The following is a 14,254-nucleotide window of genomic DNA, read 5'->3' as shown; positions in this document are numbered from 1 at the left end:
GTGCAGGGACGGCACCCCTGCGCACGAGCAGATTTTGACTAAGAGTGGTGCGTTCGATGACCAGCCAGCACGCGATCCTGACCGCGGAGGCGCACCGCGATCTCGCCATCCGTACCGAGCGGGCTGCGGCCCTCGGCGACGCCCAGATGTGCTGCATCACCGTCCCCACCGAATTTCGCGCGGTGCAGGGCACCTACCCCATCCTGTTCCGGCTCAGCGACACGCGCGATCGCTTCACCGCGCTCGCCATGTTCGGCTTCGAAAATGGTGAAAACCTGTTCCTCGACGGCCATCGCTGGGACGCGCGCTATCGTCCGCTAGCGATGGAGATCCAGCCCTTCCTGATCGGCGGCAGTGCCACGCACGAAGGACCGGGGCAGGTCCACATCGACCTCTCCTCCCCCCGGATCAGCGCCACGGGAGAGGGCACGCGGCTGTTCGACGACCTGGGCCAGCCCACCCCCTATCTGGATCGCATCGCCGGTCAGCTGGGTACGCTCGACGAGGGCTATCGCGCCGCCCCCGCCTTCTTCGCCGCGCTCCAACGCTACGACCTGCTCGAACCCTTCACGCTCGACGTGACGCTGGACGACGGCGCCCGCAACCGACTGGTCGGCTTCCACATCATCGATGAGGATCGGCTCGCGGCCCTCGACGGGGCGGCGCTCGCCGACCTGCACGCCGGCGGCCATCTGGAGCCCATGTTTATGGCGATCGCCTCGCTGGCGCAGCTCGGCGATCTGGTCGAGCGCCGCAACCGCCGCCTCTCCCATGGCTGAGGCGGATCCGGGGCCGCTGGCCGGCCTTGCCGCCGTGCCCGAAGTCACGGTTGCCGACGCCGCCGACCTCGACGCGCGGCTGCGCACGGCCGACACGCCCTTCGTCGTCCGCGGGCTGGCGCGCGACTGGCCACTGGTCCGCGCCGGCCTGCAATCGGCGGACGCCGCGCGCGACTATCTGTTGCGCCATCATCGCGATCGTCCCTTCACCGTCGCGGTCGGCCAGCCGGGCAGTGGCGGGCGCCTGTTCTATGACGCCGCGATGGCGATGAACTTCCGCACGTTCGATGCGAAACTGCCCGAGATTTTCGCGCGCATCGCCTCCTTCACCGGACAGGCGGAGGCGCCCGCCGTCTATCTCGCCTCGATCGACATGCACCAGTATTTCGACGGGCTGCACGCCGCCAACCATATCGATCTGGGGACGCGCGAACCGCTTGCCAGCATCTGGATGGGCACGCGCACGCGCATCGCCGCGCACAATGACGTGCCGGACAATCTTGCGGTCGTCGCGGTCGGGCACCGGCGCTTCACGCTGTTCCCGCGCGACCAGTTTCGCAACCTCCATCTCGGCCCCGTCGACAACACCCCCGCCGGCCGCGCGGTGAGCATGGTCGATTTCCACAACCCCGATCTCGCCCGCCATCCGCGCTTCGCCGAGGCGATGGCGCATGGCCAAATGGTGGAGATGGCGCCCGGCGACGCGCTCTACATCCCGGCTTTATGGTGGCACCATGTCGAGGGGCTGGACGATTTCAACGTGCTGGTGAACTATTGGTGGCGCCAGACGCCGCGCTGGATGGGTCAGCCGCAGGAGGCGCTCAACCACGCGCTGATGGCGATCCGTGACCTTCCCGCCGACCAGAAGGCCCATTGGCGCGACATGTTCGACTATTACGTCTTCGACAATGACGACGCCGTGACGGCGCATATTCCCAAAGGGGGCCGCGGCGTGCTCGACCCGATGACACCCGAGCTCGCCGCGCGACTGCGCGCCTATCTGTTGCGAGCGCTCAGCCGATGAACGCCGTCACCCCGCGCCGTATCGTCATCGCCGGCGGCGGCACCGCCGGCTGGATGGCGGCCGCCGCCCTCACCCGCACGCTCGGCCGCACCGCGACCGTTACGCTCGTCGAATCCGATGCGATCGGCACCGTCGGCGTGGGGGAATCGACGATCCCGCCGCTCATCACCTTCAACCGGCTGCTCGGCATCAACGAGGCCGAGTTCATGGCGGCGACGCAGGCGACCTTCAAACTCGGCATCCAGTTCGACGGCTGGAAAGGCCCCGACGACAGCTACTTCCACGCCTTCGGCCTGACGGGGAAGGACCATTGGGCCGCCGGCTTCCAGCATTTCTGGCTCGACGGCCAGGCACGCGGCCATACCGAGTCCTACGACGACTATTGCCTCGAACTGGTCGCGGCGCGCGAGGGCAAGTTCGCGCATCTGCCCGACGACCGGATGAGCTACGCCTACCAGCTCGATTCGACACTGTACGGCCGCTTCCTGCGCCGGATGGCGGAAGGCGACGGCGCGACGCGGATCGAGGGCAAGATCGCCCGTGTCGAACTGGACGGCGAGAGCGGCGACATCGCCGCGCTGGTGCTGGACGGCGGCACCCAGGTGGAGGGCGACCTGTTCCTCGACTGCACCGGCTTTCGCGCGCTGCTGATCGAACAGGCGCTGCACGTCGGCTATGACGACTGGACGCACTGGCTGCCGTGCGACGCGGCAATCGCCGTGCAAACCGAAAGCGTCCGCCCCCCCGTCCCCTTCACCCGCGCGATGGCGCATGACGCCGGCTGGCAGTGGCGCATCCCGCTGCAGCATCGCGTCGGCAACGGCATCGTCTATTGCAGCCGCTATCTGTCGCAGGACGCCGCGCTCGATCGCCTGCTCGGCAATGTCGAGGGTGCGGTGCTGACCGAGCCCAATCGCCTGCGCTTCGTCACCGGCGCGCGCCGGAAGCAATGGCACCGCAACTGCATCGCGATCGGTCTGGCGGGCGGGTTCATGGAGCCGCTGGAATCGACCAGCATCCATTTGATCCAGCGCGCGATCCTGCGGCTTATTCGCCTGCTGCCGCCGGCAGGTGCGATCTCGGCGCACGACATCGCCGAATTCAACGACCAGCAGCTGACCGACATGGATCAGATCCGCGACTTCCTGATCCTGCATTACAAGGTCACCGAACGCCGCGATTCCCCGTTCTGGCGTCAGTGCGCCGCGATGGACATCCCCGACAGCCTCGCCCAGAAGATCGGCCTGTTCCGCGAGACCGGGCGCGTCTTCCGCCGCAACGACGAGCTGTTCGCGGAAAACAGCTGGATTCAGGTGATGCTGGGTCAGGGCATCGTGCCGCAGACCCATCACCCGATCGCCGCCAAGCTGCCCGACGACGAACTCGCCCGCTTCCTCGGCGGCCTGCGCCAAGGCGTCGCGACGACGGTGCGCGGCCTGCCCGCCCATGCCGATTATGTCGCGCGCTATTGCGGCGCGGCGCCGGCCTGATGGTCCGCCGTCGTCAGGCGGTGACGATCCGCCACGTCGCCGCCGATGCGGGCGTGTCGCTTCAGACCGTCAGCCGCGTCATCAACAAGGAGCCGAACGTCCGGCCCGAGATGATGGAGCGCGTGCAGGCGTCGATCGCCAAGCTCGGCTACGTCCCCTCGATCGCCGCACAGCGCATGGCGGGGTCGCGATCCTATCTGATCGTCGCGCTCAACGATCGCGAACGCACCATCGCCGGCTGGCGCAATCGCGAAGGCACCGACTGGGTCGACCAGATGCTGCTCGGCGGCATGCTGACCTGTGCCGAACACGGCTATCGCCTGATGGTCGAGCTGATCGACACGCACAGCGACCATATTGCGCGCGAATTGCTCGGCGCCATCGCCGCGCTGCAACCCGATGGCGTCATCCTGACCCCGCCGCATTCGGAAAACCCGCTGATCACGCAGCTGCTCGAGGCGCAGGGCATCAGCTTCGCGCGCATCGGCTCGCGCCAGCCCGGCAGCGGCTTTGCGGTGGCGATGGACGAGGATGGCGCCGCCCGGCTCGCGACGGAGCATCTGATCGGCCTCGGCCACGAACGGATCGGCTTCATCGCCGGCCCCGACGATTATGCGTTGAGCGGCTGGCGTGTCGACGGCTGGCGCCAGGCGATGGCCGATGCGCGGCTTTCGACCGAGAACCTGCTCGCGCAGGGCGATTTCGGCTTCGCATCCGGCCGCGCCGCCGCCACCTTTTTGCTGGACGGCGCGACCCCGCCCACCGCGATCGTCGCGAGCAGCGACCAGATGGCGCTCGCCACGCTGGAACTGGCGCGCGAGCGCGGCCTCGACGTTCCCGCCGACCTGTCGATCGTCAGCTTCGACGACACGCCGATCGTCCGCTTCGTCCACCCGCCGCTCACCGCGATCGTCCAGCCGATCGCCGAGGTCACCGCCAACGCCGTCGAGCGCGTCATCGCCGACAAGGCGGGTCGCGAACCCTCGACCGAACCGCTTATCGTCCCCGCGACGCTCGCGATCCGCGCCTCCACCGGCGCACCGCGTTAGCGGGCATCACCGCGGCGCCATCGCTCCGTCGCGACGCGGCGCGACGGCCTCCGGACGATCGATCAGATCGCGGATCGCGGCGGGATCGCCCTGATCGACGATGCCGAAGACCGGCGTGCGCGCGGCGCTGCGATCGGTCAGCGACAGTTCGTCGGCAGGACGGACGGCATAGCGATTGACCGCGTCGATCACCTCCTCCAGCGGCTCGCCATGGAAGACGAGCTGGCCGCGCGTCCAGGCGTCGGCATCGGCGACGCCGACCGGTTCGGCCTGGCTGATGAAGCCCATGCGCGCGCCGCCCTGTTCCATCGTCCCGAACGCCACGCGTTCGCCTTTGCGTGCCAGCTTGGCGACCGGCGTGCCCTCGTCACGCGCATCGACCGCGACCGTGACGCGGACCGTGCCGTCCGTCACCGCGACATCGGCCGCCCGGCGACCGATCGTCACATCGAAGGCGGTGCCGACCGCGGTCACCGCCCCGAATGGCGTCTGCACCACGAACGGCCGGCTGGTATCGTGCGCCACCTGGAACAGCGCCTCGCCCCCCTCCAGCGCCAAGCGACGCCGGTCTGCCGTGAAGCTGACCGTCAGCGCGCTCCGGGCGCCCAGGATCACGGTGGAGCCATCGTCCAGACGGATGACCTTGCGCTCCGCCCGCCCGGCGACATAGCGGGTCGACGGCGCATGCGTGTCGCCATCCGCCAGCCACGGCTGCGTGCTGGCGCCGACCGTCAGCACCAGCGCCGCAGCCGCCGCCCAACCGATCCACGCCGGCCGGCGCGGCATGTCGCGCACCGGCGCGGGGCGTGGCTGTTCGCCCAGCCAGTCCCAGAAAGCGGCGGCCTCGGCGCGATCGTCGGGGTGGAGATCGTCGGCCCGCTCGCCGAGCAGCGCATCGAACACCGCATCGCGGCGCCGGCCCAGATCGTGACGATCGCTCACGGCGTCACCTCGCGCAGATGCCCCAGCCGGGCATAAAGGTGGCTGACCGCATGCGTCAGATGCTTCTGGACCATGCGCGGGCTGATCCCCAGCGCGCGGGCGATATCGCCCGTCCCCATCTCATCGAACCGGCGCATCACGAAGATCGTGCGTGCCCGCGGGCTGAGTTCGGCGAGCGCCGCCTCCAGCGCCTGTTGCAGGTCGACGACGCGGCGGCGTTCCTCCTGTCGCGGCGCGATCGACGGATGCATCTCGTCGGTCAGCGGCACCACCACCAGCCCGCGGCGGCCGCGATCGGCGATCAGATTGGCGGCGATGCGGAACAGATAGGCCTGCGGCTCTTCGAGCGACCGCTGCTGTGCGGTGGCGATCAGCCGCGCGCATGCCTCCTGCACCAGATCCTCGGCCTCGTGCGGATCGGCGATGCGCCGCGCGACGAACGCCCGCAGCGCGGCACGATAGGCGCCGAGCGAGTCGGCCACGATCGTCGCGCCCTCCCCCTCGCCAGCCGGCGGTATCCGGTTGTTCGCATCCTGCTGCACGTCTCTGTGCGTCCCCCCTGTCCTCTATGACGCGGGTTCGGGCGGATCGCGAACCCCGCGACGTAAAAATGTAAAGAAATGTCGTGCATGGGGTTCGCATTGGTGGCCGCGTTGCGTCGATAGGATCGGGGGCAGCGGAAAGCTGCGATACCGATCCGGGGGGACACGACATGACCAGGGCCTATCGACTGCTGCTGTCCGCATGCGCGACGGCGATGATATTGCCGAGCGCGGCGACGGCGAAAGAACAGCGGATCGTTGCGATCGACGTGCCGGCCGGCCGTCTGGACGAAGCGTTGATGCGCGTGGCGCGGCAGGCCGGGCTGCAACTCGTCTTCACCGATCCCGCCGTCGCCGATCGCCAGGCGCCCCGGATCGCCGGCCGCTACACGCCCGACGCCGCGCTGAACATGCTGCTCGCGCGCAGCGGCTTCGGCTGGCGCTATACCGGCCCGCGCACCGTGCGCGTCATGCCGATCGACACGGCGTCGCTCACGCCCGTCAACTTCGTCCAGGCGGCGCCGGCCCCGCAACAGGTGGGCGACGAACGCCTCGCTCCTTCGAACGCCGCGGTCGAAGCGGCGGTCAACGCCGACCCCGGCGCCGCGGCACCCGCATCGGACATCGTCGTCGTCGGATCGCAGATCAAGGGCGCGAAGAACACCGCCGCGCTGCCCGTCACGATCGTCGACGAACAGCAGATTGCCGCCACCGCCGCGGTCAGCGGCGACGAGCTGTTCCGTTCGATCCCGCAGCTGGGCGACGTCACGTTCAACAGTTCGTATTTGCCCAACAGCTCGAACGCGGCGCGCGGCGATGTCGGTTCGGTCAACCTGCGCAACCTCGGCGTCGGCAACACGCTGGTTCTGCTCAACGGGCGCCGCGTGGTGAACCACCCGACCAGCCGCGCCGACGACAATCTCGTCCCCGTGCTGACCTACAACACCAATGCCATCCCCGTCTTCGGGCTGGAGCGGCTGGAGGTGCTGCGCGACGGTGCCGCCGCCATCTACGGCTCGGACGCGGTGGCGGGCGTCGTCAACACCGTGCTGCGCACCGACTTCACCGGCGTCCAGATCGAAGGGCAGGTCGGCTACCCCGAGCGCACCAGCCAGACCGAAAGCACCGTCAACCTGCTGGTGGGCACCGACATCGGCAAGGGCCGCGGCAACATCACGCTGTTCGCCAATTACACCAACCGCACGCCGCTGCGCAGTTCGGAACAGGATTACACCGCCTCCGACGACAAGCGCCCCTTGTTCGCCGGCACGCGCTTCGACGGCGCGACCGCGCTCGACGGCCGCTCGTCGATCACACCCTGGGGCTCGTTTCAGACGGTCGGCAACGTCCAGGTGCGTCAGGGCACGACCGTCCTGACCAACGCATCGGGCCAGTTCCACATCCAGCCGCTCACCAATGCCGGCTGCCAGACCAACGCGACGACGGGCCTCAAGAACGGCCTGTGCATCGACGACGGCACCAACACCGCCGCCGCCGACCGCAATCTGCGCTTCGATCCGCGCGCGGCCTACGACACCTACATCATCCCCTCGGTCGAGCGGATCAACCTGTTCGCCAACGGCCATTACGAGCTGACGCCGGGCCTCGAGCTGTTCGGCGAGGCCGGCTATTACAAGGCGACGACCGACAGCATTCAGTCGTCGTCGGGCACGCTCAGCTCGCTGCCGATCATCGTGCCGGCGACCAATTACTATAACCCCTTCGGTCCGACGACGCTGAACGGCGCGGCCAACCCCAACCGCCTGCCCGGCATCAACGCACCCGCCAGCGGCCTCGCCGTCACGCTGTCGAGCTACAATGTCGCCGACGCCGGCCCGAACCTTGTCCACGTCGAAAACGACCAGTATCGCGTGCTGGCCGGACTGCGCTGGGACTGGCTCGGCTTCCAGTGGGAAAGCGCCGCGCTCTATTCGGAAGCGCGCGTGCGCGACACGTCGGACGGGATCAGCGCGACGCTGCTCCAGCGGCAGCTCGCGCTGTCGACACCGGATGCCTACAACCCCTTCAACGGCAGCGACCTCACCACGCCCTCGGGCCGCGATGCGACGCCCAGCAATGACGCGGCGCTGCAGGCGATCCGCATCAAGACGACGCGCTTCAGCAAGGCGACGCTGGCGCTGGCGGACCTCAAGCTGTCCAACGCCCGCCTGCTGTCGCTGCCCGGCGGCAATCTCGGCTTGGCGCTCGGCGCCGAAATCCGCCGCGAAACGCAGCTCGACGACCGCGATCCGCGCGTCGACGGCACGACGACCTTCACCGACAGCGTCAGCGGCATCACCTATGGCTCGGACCTCGTCGGCACCAGCCCGTCGCCCGACACCAGCGGCCGGCGGATCGTCGCCGCCGCCTATGCCGAACTGGCCGTCCCGGTCATCAGCCCGTCGATGAATGTGCCGCTGGTGCGCAATCTCGAATTCCAGCTGGCGGGACGGTTCGAACATTACAGCGACGTCGGCTCGGTCGCGAAGCCGAAGATCGCGGGCGCCTGGGACGCGGTCAGCGGCATCCGCCTGCGCGGCAGCTATGCGCAAGGGTTCAAGGCGCCCAACCTCGAACAGATCAACGCGCGCGTCGTCACCCGCTCGAACACCCGCGTCGACTATGTCCGCTGCGAGGCGCAGCTGCGCACCGGGGCGATCAGCTCCTTCGCCAATTGCGCCCAATCCTTCGCGATCAGCGCGCAGCGCGCCGGCAACCCCGACCTGAAGCCGGAAACATCCACCACCTGGAGCGCGGGCGTGGTGCTGGAGCCGCACTTCCTCGATTCCGCGATCGGCCGGATCACGCTGACCGCCGATTATTGGAACGTGAAGCAGAAGGGGATCGTCGGCATCTTCGGCGAAGGCAACGCGCTGATCGCCGACTATCTGGCTCGCGTACAGGGCACCACCAACGCCAATGTCGTGCGCGCCGCGCCGACCGCGGACGATATCGCGCTGTTCGCCGGCTCCGGCCTGCAACCGGCGGGCCGCGTGCTGTTCGTCAACGACCGCTACGTCAACCTACTGCCGCAGGAGGCGTCGGGCCTCGACCTCGGTCTCAACTGGCGGTTGCCGGACTTTGGCGCGGGGCGCCTGACGCTGTCGGCCAACGCCGCCTACCTCGGCCGCTTCTTCCTCGAACCCTCGCAACCGATCCAGCAGCTGATCGACGCGCGCGCGGCGGGCACGATTAACGCCGGCACCGCGATCGCCGATGCGGGCGACCTCGTTCGCCAGAACGGCAAGCCGCGCTGGCGCGTGACGGGCACTGCGACGTGGAATTACCGCTGGTTCCAGCTCGGCGGCTTCACCCAATATACCAGCGACGTCGACGACACGGGCCTCATCGATTCGACCGGCGCGGCCTGGTTGATCAAGGACCAGATGACGTACAACCTCTACGGCCAAGTCAGTGTCGGCAACAAACGCGAAGGCCAGTACCGCATGCGTATCGGCGTCCGAAACCTCACCAACGCAGCCCCGCCGCTGTCGTCGAACGGCTTCCTCGGGTCGTTGTACAACCCGTACGGCCGCTATTGGTATGCCAACATCCGGGCGTCGTTCTGATGCGCGTGCGGCACCTCGCCCTCGCCCTGTTGCTCGTTCCGTCGCTCGCCATCGCGCAGGAAGAAGAGCCGCAGGCGCGATCGCCATCGGGTGGTGACATCGTCGCCTACGACCAAATCCACAAGCCGATCGTCGGGCGCGGCGGCATGGTCGTCAGCCAGAACAAGCTCGCCGCCGCCGTAGGCGCCGACATTCTGCGCAAGGGCGGCAATGCGGTCGACGCCGCGGTGGCGGTCGGCTTCGCGCTGGCGGTGACGCTGCCGCGCGCGGGCAATGTCGGCGGCGGCGGCTATATGCTCGTCCATATGGCGGCGACGGACGGCAAGCCCGCGCAGGACATCGCGATCGACTATTACGGTCAGGCGTCGCGCCACATCACCGACGATCTGTTGCTTGGTCCGGACGGCAAGGTCGACGCCAAGAAGGTGATGTCGATGAAGGGCGTCGCCATCCCCGGCACCGTCGCCGGACTATGGGAGGCGCACCGCCGCTTCGGCTCGCTACCCTGGGGCACGCTGATCGCCCCCGCGATCGCCATGGCCGAACAGGGCGTCATCCTCTCGGACGACGAAGCGCAGGCCCAGTCCGCACAGCGCAAGCTGATGGCCGACGATCCCGCGGCGATGGCGATGTTCTTCAAGCCCGACGGGGCGGCCTATGCCGCTGGCGAGACGTTCCGCCAGCCTGACCTTGCTGCGACGCTGAAGACGATCGCCGCCAAGGGTCGCGACGGCTTCTACACCGGCCCGCTCGGGACCCGCATCGCGGTGGGCATTCGCGCCGGCGGCGGCGTCATCGATGCTGCCGACCTTGCCGGCTATCGCGCGATTGTCTCGACGCCGATCTGGTCGAGCTATCGCGGCAAGCGCATCGCCTACATGCCGCCGACCGCCTCGGGCGTCAGCGTCGCGGAGGCGATGAACATCCTCGAAACCTTCCCCGTCGGCGCGCAAAAATGGGGCAGTGTCGCCAACCTGCACCTGCTGTCAGAAACGATGAAGATCGTGTCCGCCGACCGCCGGCTGGTGGGCGGCGGTCCCGACTGGCGGACCCCGGCGATCGGCCTCGCCAGCAAAGGCTATGCGACTCAGCGCGCCAAGCTGATCCGCCCCGACCGCGCCCTCGGCAAGGACGACGTGCCCGACGGCAACCCTTATCCGTACGAAAGCCGCGACACGACGCACTTCTCGGTCGCCGACGCGGCGGGCAACGCGGTCAGCAACACCTATACGCTGTCCGCCTCTTATGGCGCGCACGTCGTCGCACCGGGCACCGGTATTCTGCTCAATAACTCGCTCGGCAATCTCGCCTGGGGTCGCCGCGGCGCCGCAGCCGAGCGCCGCGCCACGCTGCCGGTGCCGGGCAAGCGCGTCGGATCGACGATCACGCCGATAATCGTCTTCGACAACGACCGCCCGTGGCTGGTCACCGGCACACCGGGCGGCGGTTATATCATCGCGACGATGGTGCAATTGCTCTCCAACGTCATGGACCATGGCCTCAACGTCAGCGAGGCGGCCGAACGGCCCCGCATCAACCAGGGCGGCGGCGATTCCGCGCTGGAGCTGGAGGAAGGCTTCTCGCCCGACATCGTGCCGCTGCTCGAGGCGAAGGGCCACAAGGTCCGCCGCTCGAACACGATGGGCTCGATCCAGTCGATCATGGTCGAGGGCGCCCGCTTCCTCGGTGCCGCCGACACCCGCCGCCCCGACGCCGCCGCCGTTCCCGTCAAGTGACGCACCGAAGCAGGATGCCCGCCATGCACCGCCCCGCCATCGCTCCTATCATCGCCCTTCTCATCGCGACCCCGGCCACCGCGCAGATTGCCGCCCCGGAGCGGCAGGCGATCCTCGCCGACGTCGACGCTCGCTCGCCCGATCTCGCCAAGACCGCGCTCGCGATCTGGAATGCGGCGGAGGTCGGCTATCAGGAAACGAAGAGCAGCGCGCTGCTCCAGGCCGAACTGAAGCGCGCCGGCTTCGCCGTCACGCCGGGCGTCGCCGGCATGCCGACCGCCTTCGTCGCCAGCTTCAAACGCGGCGGCAAGGGGCCAGTGATCGGCATCCTCGCCGAATATGACGCCCTCCCCGGCCTCGCCCAGCGTGCCGATACCAAGCGCGATCCCATTCCCGGCCAGGCCGCCGGCCACGGCTGCGGCCACAACATCTTCGGCGCGGCGTCGGTCACCGCGGCGATCGCGGTCAAGGACTGGATGGTTGCGAACGCGATCGATGGCGAAGTCCGCGTCTACGGTTCGCCGGCAGAAGAAGGCGGATCGGGCAAAGTCTATCTGGTTCGCGCCGGCCTGTTCAACGATGTCGACGCCGTCCTCCATTGGCATCCCAGCGATTCGAACGGTGTCAGCACTGGCGCCAGCCAGGCCAATATCTCGGGCAAGTTCCGCTTCCACGGCGTGTCGGCGCACGCCTCCGCCGCGCCCGACAAGGGCCGCTCCGCGCTCGACGGCGTCGAGGTGATGAACGTCGCGGTCAATTATCTGCGCGAACACATCCCGATGAAAACGCGCATCCATTATGTCATCACCAACGGCGGCGAGGCGCCCAACGTCGTCCCCGATTTCGCCGAAAGCTATTATTACGTCCGCCACACCGACCCGCAGGTCGTCCGCGACGTCATGGCGCGCGTCCAGAAGGCGGCGGAGGGCGCGGCGCTGGCGACCGGCACGACATCCGAGTTCGAGGCGACCGGCGGCGTCTATTCGATGCTGGCGAGCGAGACGCTGGCCAAGGTGATGGACGCCAACCTGCACGCCGTCGGCGGTCCCCGCTGGACGGCGGAGGAAACCGCCTGGGCCGGTCGCCTGCAGCCGACGCTGCCGACGCAGCGCGCGCTGGACAGCGTCTCCACCGTCGCGCCGATCTCCGATGGCGATGGCGGCGGATCGACCGACGTCGCCGACGTATCGTGGGTGGTGCCGACCATCGGCCTCGGCGCGGCGACCTGGGTGCCGGGCACGCCCGCCCACAGTTGGCAGGCGGTCGCCGCCTCGGGCATGTCGATCGGCGCGAAGGGCGGTACGGTCGCGGCGAAGACGATCGCGCTCACCGCCGCCGATCTGATGCGCAGCCCGCAGACCCTCGCCGAGGCCAAGGCCGAACTCAACCGCCGCCGCGGCCCCGGCTTTACCTACAAGGCCATGCTCGGCGATCGCAAACCCCCGCTCGACTATCGCAAGACCGCGACGCCGGCGAACTGACCGGCCTATCGGGCCGGCAGGTCGGGGAGCGCATCCGCCAGCCGCTTGGCGTTCGCGGCGTTGCCCGCCGCGTTCGCCAGACCATCAACACGGAACGGGGTGGCCTCGCCGCTCGCGGATGCGGTTCCGACGCAGGTCGGGGCGCAACATCAGCGGCGCATCACGCCGGTAGCGGTAGCAACGTGGCCGTCACCTTCGCAATGTCGGCGCGCAACGCCGCCAGCTGGCGCAAATTGTCGTCGCGCCCCACCGCTTCGATCAATGGATTATGATCGCCCGGCCGCACCCCCTGCCCGTCGAGCACCGCGAACCAGCTCGCGTCGCGGAACAGCTCGTCGCTCGACAGCACGATCCGGCCCGAGGCACGGAAGTGCGCGATCTTCTCGGCGAGCGTGTCTGGGATCGCCATGGCCTGCCGCTCCTGCCACATCGGCTCGGTACGGCCCGTCGTGGCGTGATAGTGCAGGATCAAGAAGTCGCGCACGTCGAGCATTTCCTGCCCGAACACGCGGTTGAACTGCCGCGCCAACAGCGGTGAGCAATCGGCCGCGGGAAACAGCGACAGCAGCTTGGCAATGCCGCTCTGGATCAAATGGATGCTGGTCGATTCCAGTGGTTCCAAAAAGCCGCTCGAGAGGCCGATCGCGACGACATTAGCGCGCCACGCCTCACGTCGCATGCCGGGCGTAAAGCGGATCAGGCGCGGATCGGCGAGCGGCGGCCCGTCCATCCCGGCGATCAGCGACGCGCGCGCCGCCTCTTCGTCCTGAAAGCGGCTCGCGAAGACATAGCCGTTGCCGACCCGGTGCTGGAGCGGGATGCGCCAGCGCCACCCCGCCTCGGCTGCGGTCGCACGGGTGAAGGGCGTGCGGCCGACCTCCGCCGCGCTGGGCGCTGCCCAGGCCCGATCGCAGGGCAGCCAGTGCGACCAGTCGTCATAGCCGACGCCCAACGTCTCGCCGATCAGCAGGCCGCGTAGCCCCGAACAGTCGATGAAGAGGTCGCCGGCGACGACCTGTCCATCCGCCAGCGTGAGCGACCGGACGTGTCCGCTGTCGTCATGCCGTTCAACCGACGCGACCATGCCCTCGATCCGCGTGACGCCCGCGCGTTCGGCGAGCCCGCGCAGGTAGCGCGCATAGAGCCCGGCATCGAAGTGATAGGCATAGCCCAGCGTCGACAGCAGCGAGCGTCGATCGGGCACCGGTCGCGTGAAGCGGCCGGCGCGCGCGGCCTGCGCGGTCAACGAATAGGCTTCGGTGGACGCGGTATCGCCATCGGCGCGCGCGCGGATCAGGCGGTGGAGGAACATCGCGCCGTCGCCCGGCGGCCCGAACGTGCCGAAGGGGTGGAAGTAGCGACTGCCCTCGCCGTTCCAGCCGACGAACTCGATGCCGAGCTTTACCGTCGCCTTGGTTTCGGCCATGAACTGGCGCTCGTCCAGGCCGATGATCTGGTTGAACCAATGGATCGTTGGGATCGTCGCCTCGCCGACCCCGATCGTCCCGATCGCGTCGGATTCGACCAGCGTGATGGCGACCCCCTGCCCCGCCAGCGCGCGCGACAAAGCCGCGGCGGTCATCCAGCCCGCCGTTCCCCCGCCCAGGATCACGATGCGGCGAATACGTGTGTCGCTCATACC

10 protein-coding genes are annotated in these 14,254 nt (G+C 68.7%); 7 read left to right on the top strand and 3 right to left on the bottom strand.

The window, feature by feature from the left end:
- The first annotated feature begins 56 nt into the window (after positions 1-56).
- The 4 genes from SPHME3_RS0107470 to SPHME3_RS0107455 are packed head-to-tail and all read left to right on the top strand — an operon-like array spanning position 57 to position 4,342.
- Positions 57-779, top strand: a complete 723-nt coding sequence (locus SPHME3_RS0107470; protein ID WP_017979792.1) for a SapC family protein — start codon at positions 57-59, stop codon at positions 777-779.
- Positions 772-1,803, top strand: coding sequence for a cupin-like domain-containing protein (locus SPHME3_RS0107465; RefSeq protein WP_017979793.1), 1,032 nt, complete (start codon positions 772-774; stop codon positions 1,801-1,803). The genes SPHME3_RS0107470 and SPHME3_RS0107465 overlap by 8 nt, the downstream gene beginning before the upstream one ends.
- Positions 1,800-3,293: a tryptophan halogenase family protein gene (locus tag SPHME3_RS0107460; RefSeq protein ID WP_018250658.1), complete on the top strand. Its 1,494-nt coding sequence runs from the start codon at positions 1,800-1,802 to the stop codon at positions 3,291-3,293. The genes SPHME3_RS0107465 and SPHME3_RS0107460 overlap by 4 nt, the downstream gene beginning before the upstream one ends.
- Positions 3,293-4,342, top strand: coding sequence for a LacI family DNA-binding transcriptional regulator (locus SPHME3_RS0107455; protein WP_024310382.1), 1,050 nt, complete (start codon positions 3,293-3,295; stop codon positions 4,340-4,342). Before SPHME3_RS0107460 ends, SPHME3_RS0107455 begins: the two co-directional genes overlap by 1 nt.
- 6 nt (positions 4,343-4,348) lie before the next feature.
- Here the strand turns inward: SPHME3_RS0107455 and SPHME3_RS0107450 are convergent, their stop codons facing one another.
- Positions 4,349-5,284: a FecR family protein gene (locus SPHME3_RS0107450; RefSeq protein ID WP_017979796.1), complete on the bottom strand. Its 936-nt coding sequence runs from the start codon at positions 5,282-5,284 to the stop codon at positions 4,349-4,351.
- Positions 5,281-5,826, bottom strand: coding sequence for an RNA polymerase sigma factor (locus tag SPHME3_RS0107445; protein WP_017979797.1), 546 nt, complete (start codon positions 5,824-5,826; stop codon positions 5,281-5,283). The genes SPHME3_RS0107450 and SPHME3_RS0107445 overlap by 4 nt, the downstream gene beginning before the upstream one ends.
- A gap of 170 nt (positions 5,827-5,996) precedes the next feature.
- On the opposite strand from SPHME3_RS0107445, the gene SPHME3_RS0107440 reads away from it, so the two are divergent.
- Genes SPHME3_RS0107440 through SPHME3_RS0107430 form a run of 3 tightly spaced genes read left to right on the top strand, consistent with a single transcriptional unit; the run spans position 5,997 to position 12,612 of the window.
- Positions 5,997-9,395 carry a TonB-dependent receptor gene (locus tag SPHME3_RS0107440; RefSeq protein ID WP_017979798.1) on the top strand — a complete coding sequence of 1,133 codons (3,399 nt, stop codon included), beginning with the start codon at positions 5,997-5,999 and terminating at the stop codon, positions 9,393-9,395.
- A complete protein-coding gene (gene ggt / locus SPHME3_RS0107435; protein ID WP_017979799.1) occupies positions 9,395-11,131 on the top strand; it encodes a gamma-glutamyltransferase in 1,737 nt (578 codons plus the stop codon). The genes SPHME3_RS0107440 and ggt overlap by 1 nt, the downstream gene beginning before the upstream one ends.
- 23 nt (positions 11,132-11,154) lie before the next feature.
- Complete coding sequence (locus tag SPHME3_RS0107430; protein ID WP_017979800.1) at positions 11,155-12,612, top strand: amidohydrolase; 1,458 nt, start codon at positions 11,155-11,157, stop codon at positions 12,610-12,612.
- 160 nt (positions 12,613-12,772) lie between these two features.
- Here SPHME3_RS0107430 and SPHME3_RS0107425 read toward each other — a convergent pair whose 3' ends face one another.
- A complete protein-coding gene (locus SPHME3_RS0107425) occupies positions 12,773-14,251 on the bottom strand; it encodes a tryptophan halogenase family protein (RefSeq protein WP_017979801.1) in 1,479 nt (492 codons plus the stop codon).
- Positions 14,252-14,254: the final 3 nt, after the last annotated feature.

The sequence above is a fragment of the Sphingomonas melonis DAPP-PG 224 genome (assembly GCF_000379045.1).
Lineage (GTDB): Bacteria > Pseudomonadota > Alphaproteobacteria > Sphingomonadales > Sphingomonadaceae > Sphingomonas > Sphingomonas aquatilis.
This window is presented reverse-complemented; position numbering and strand designations above follow the sequence as displayed.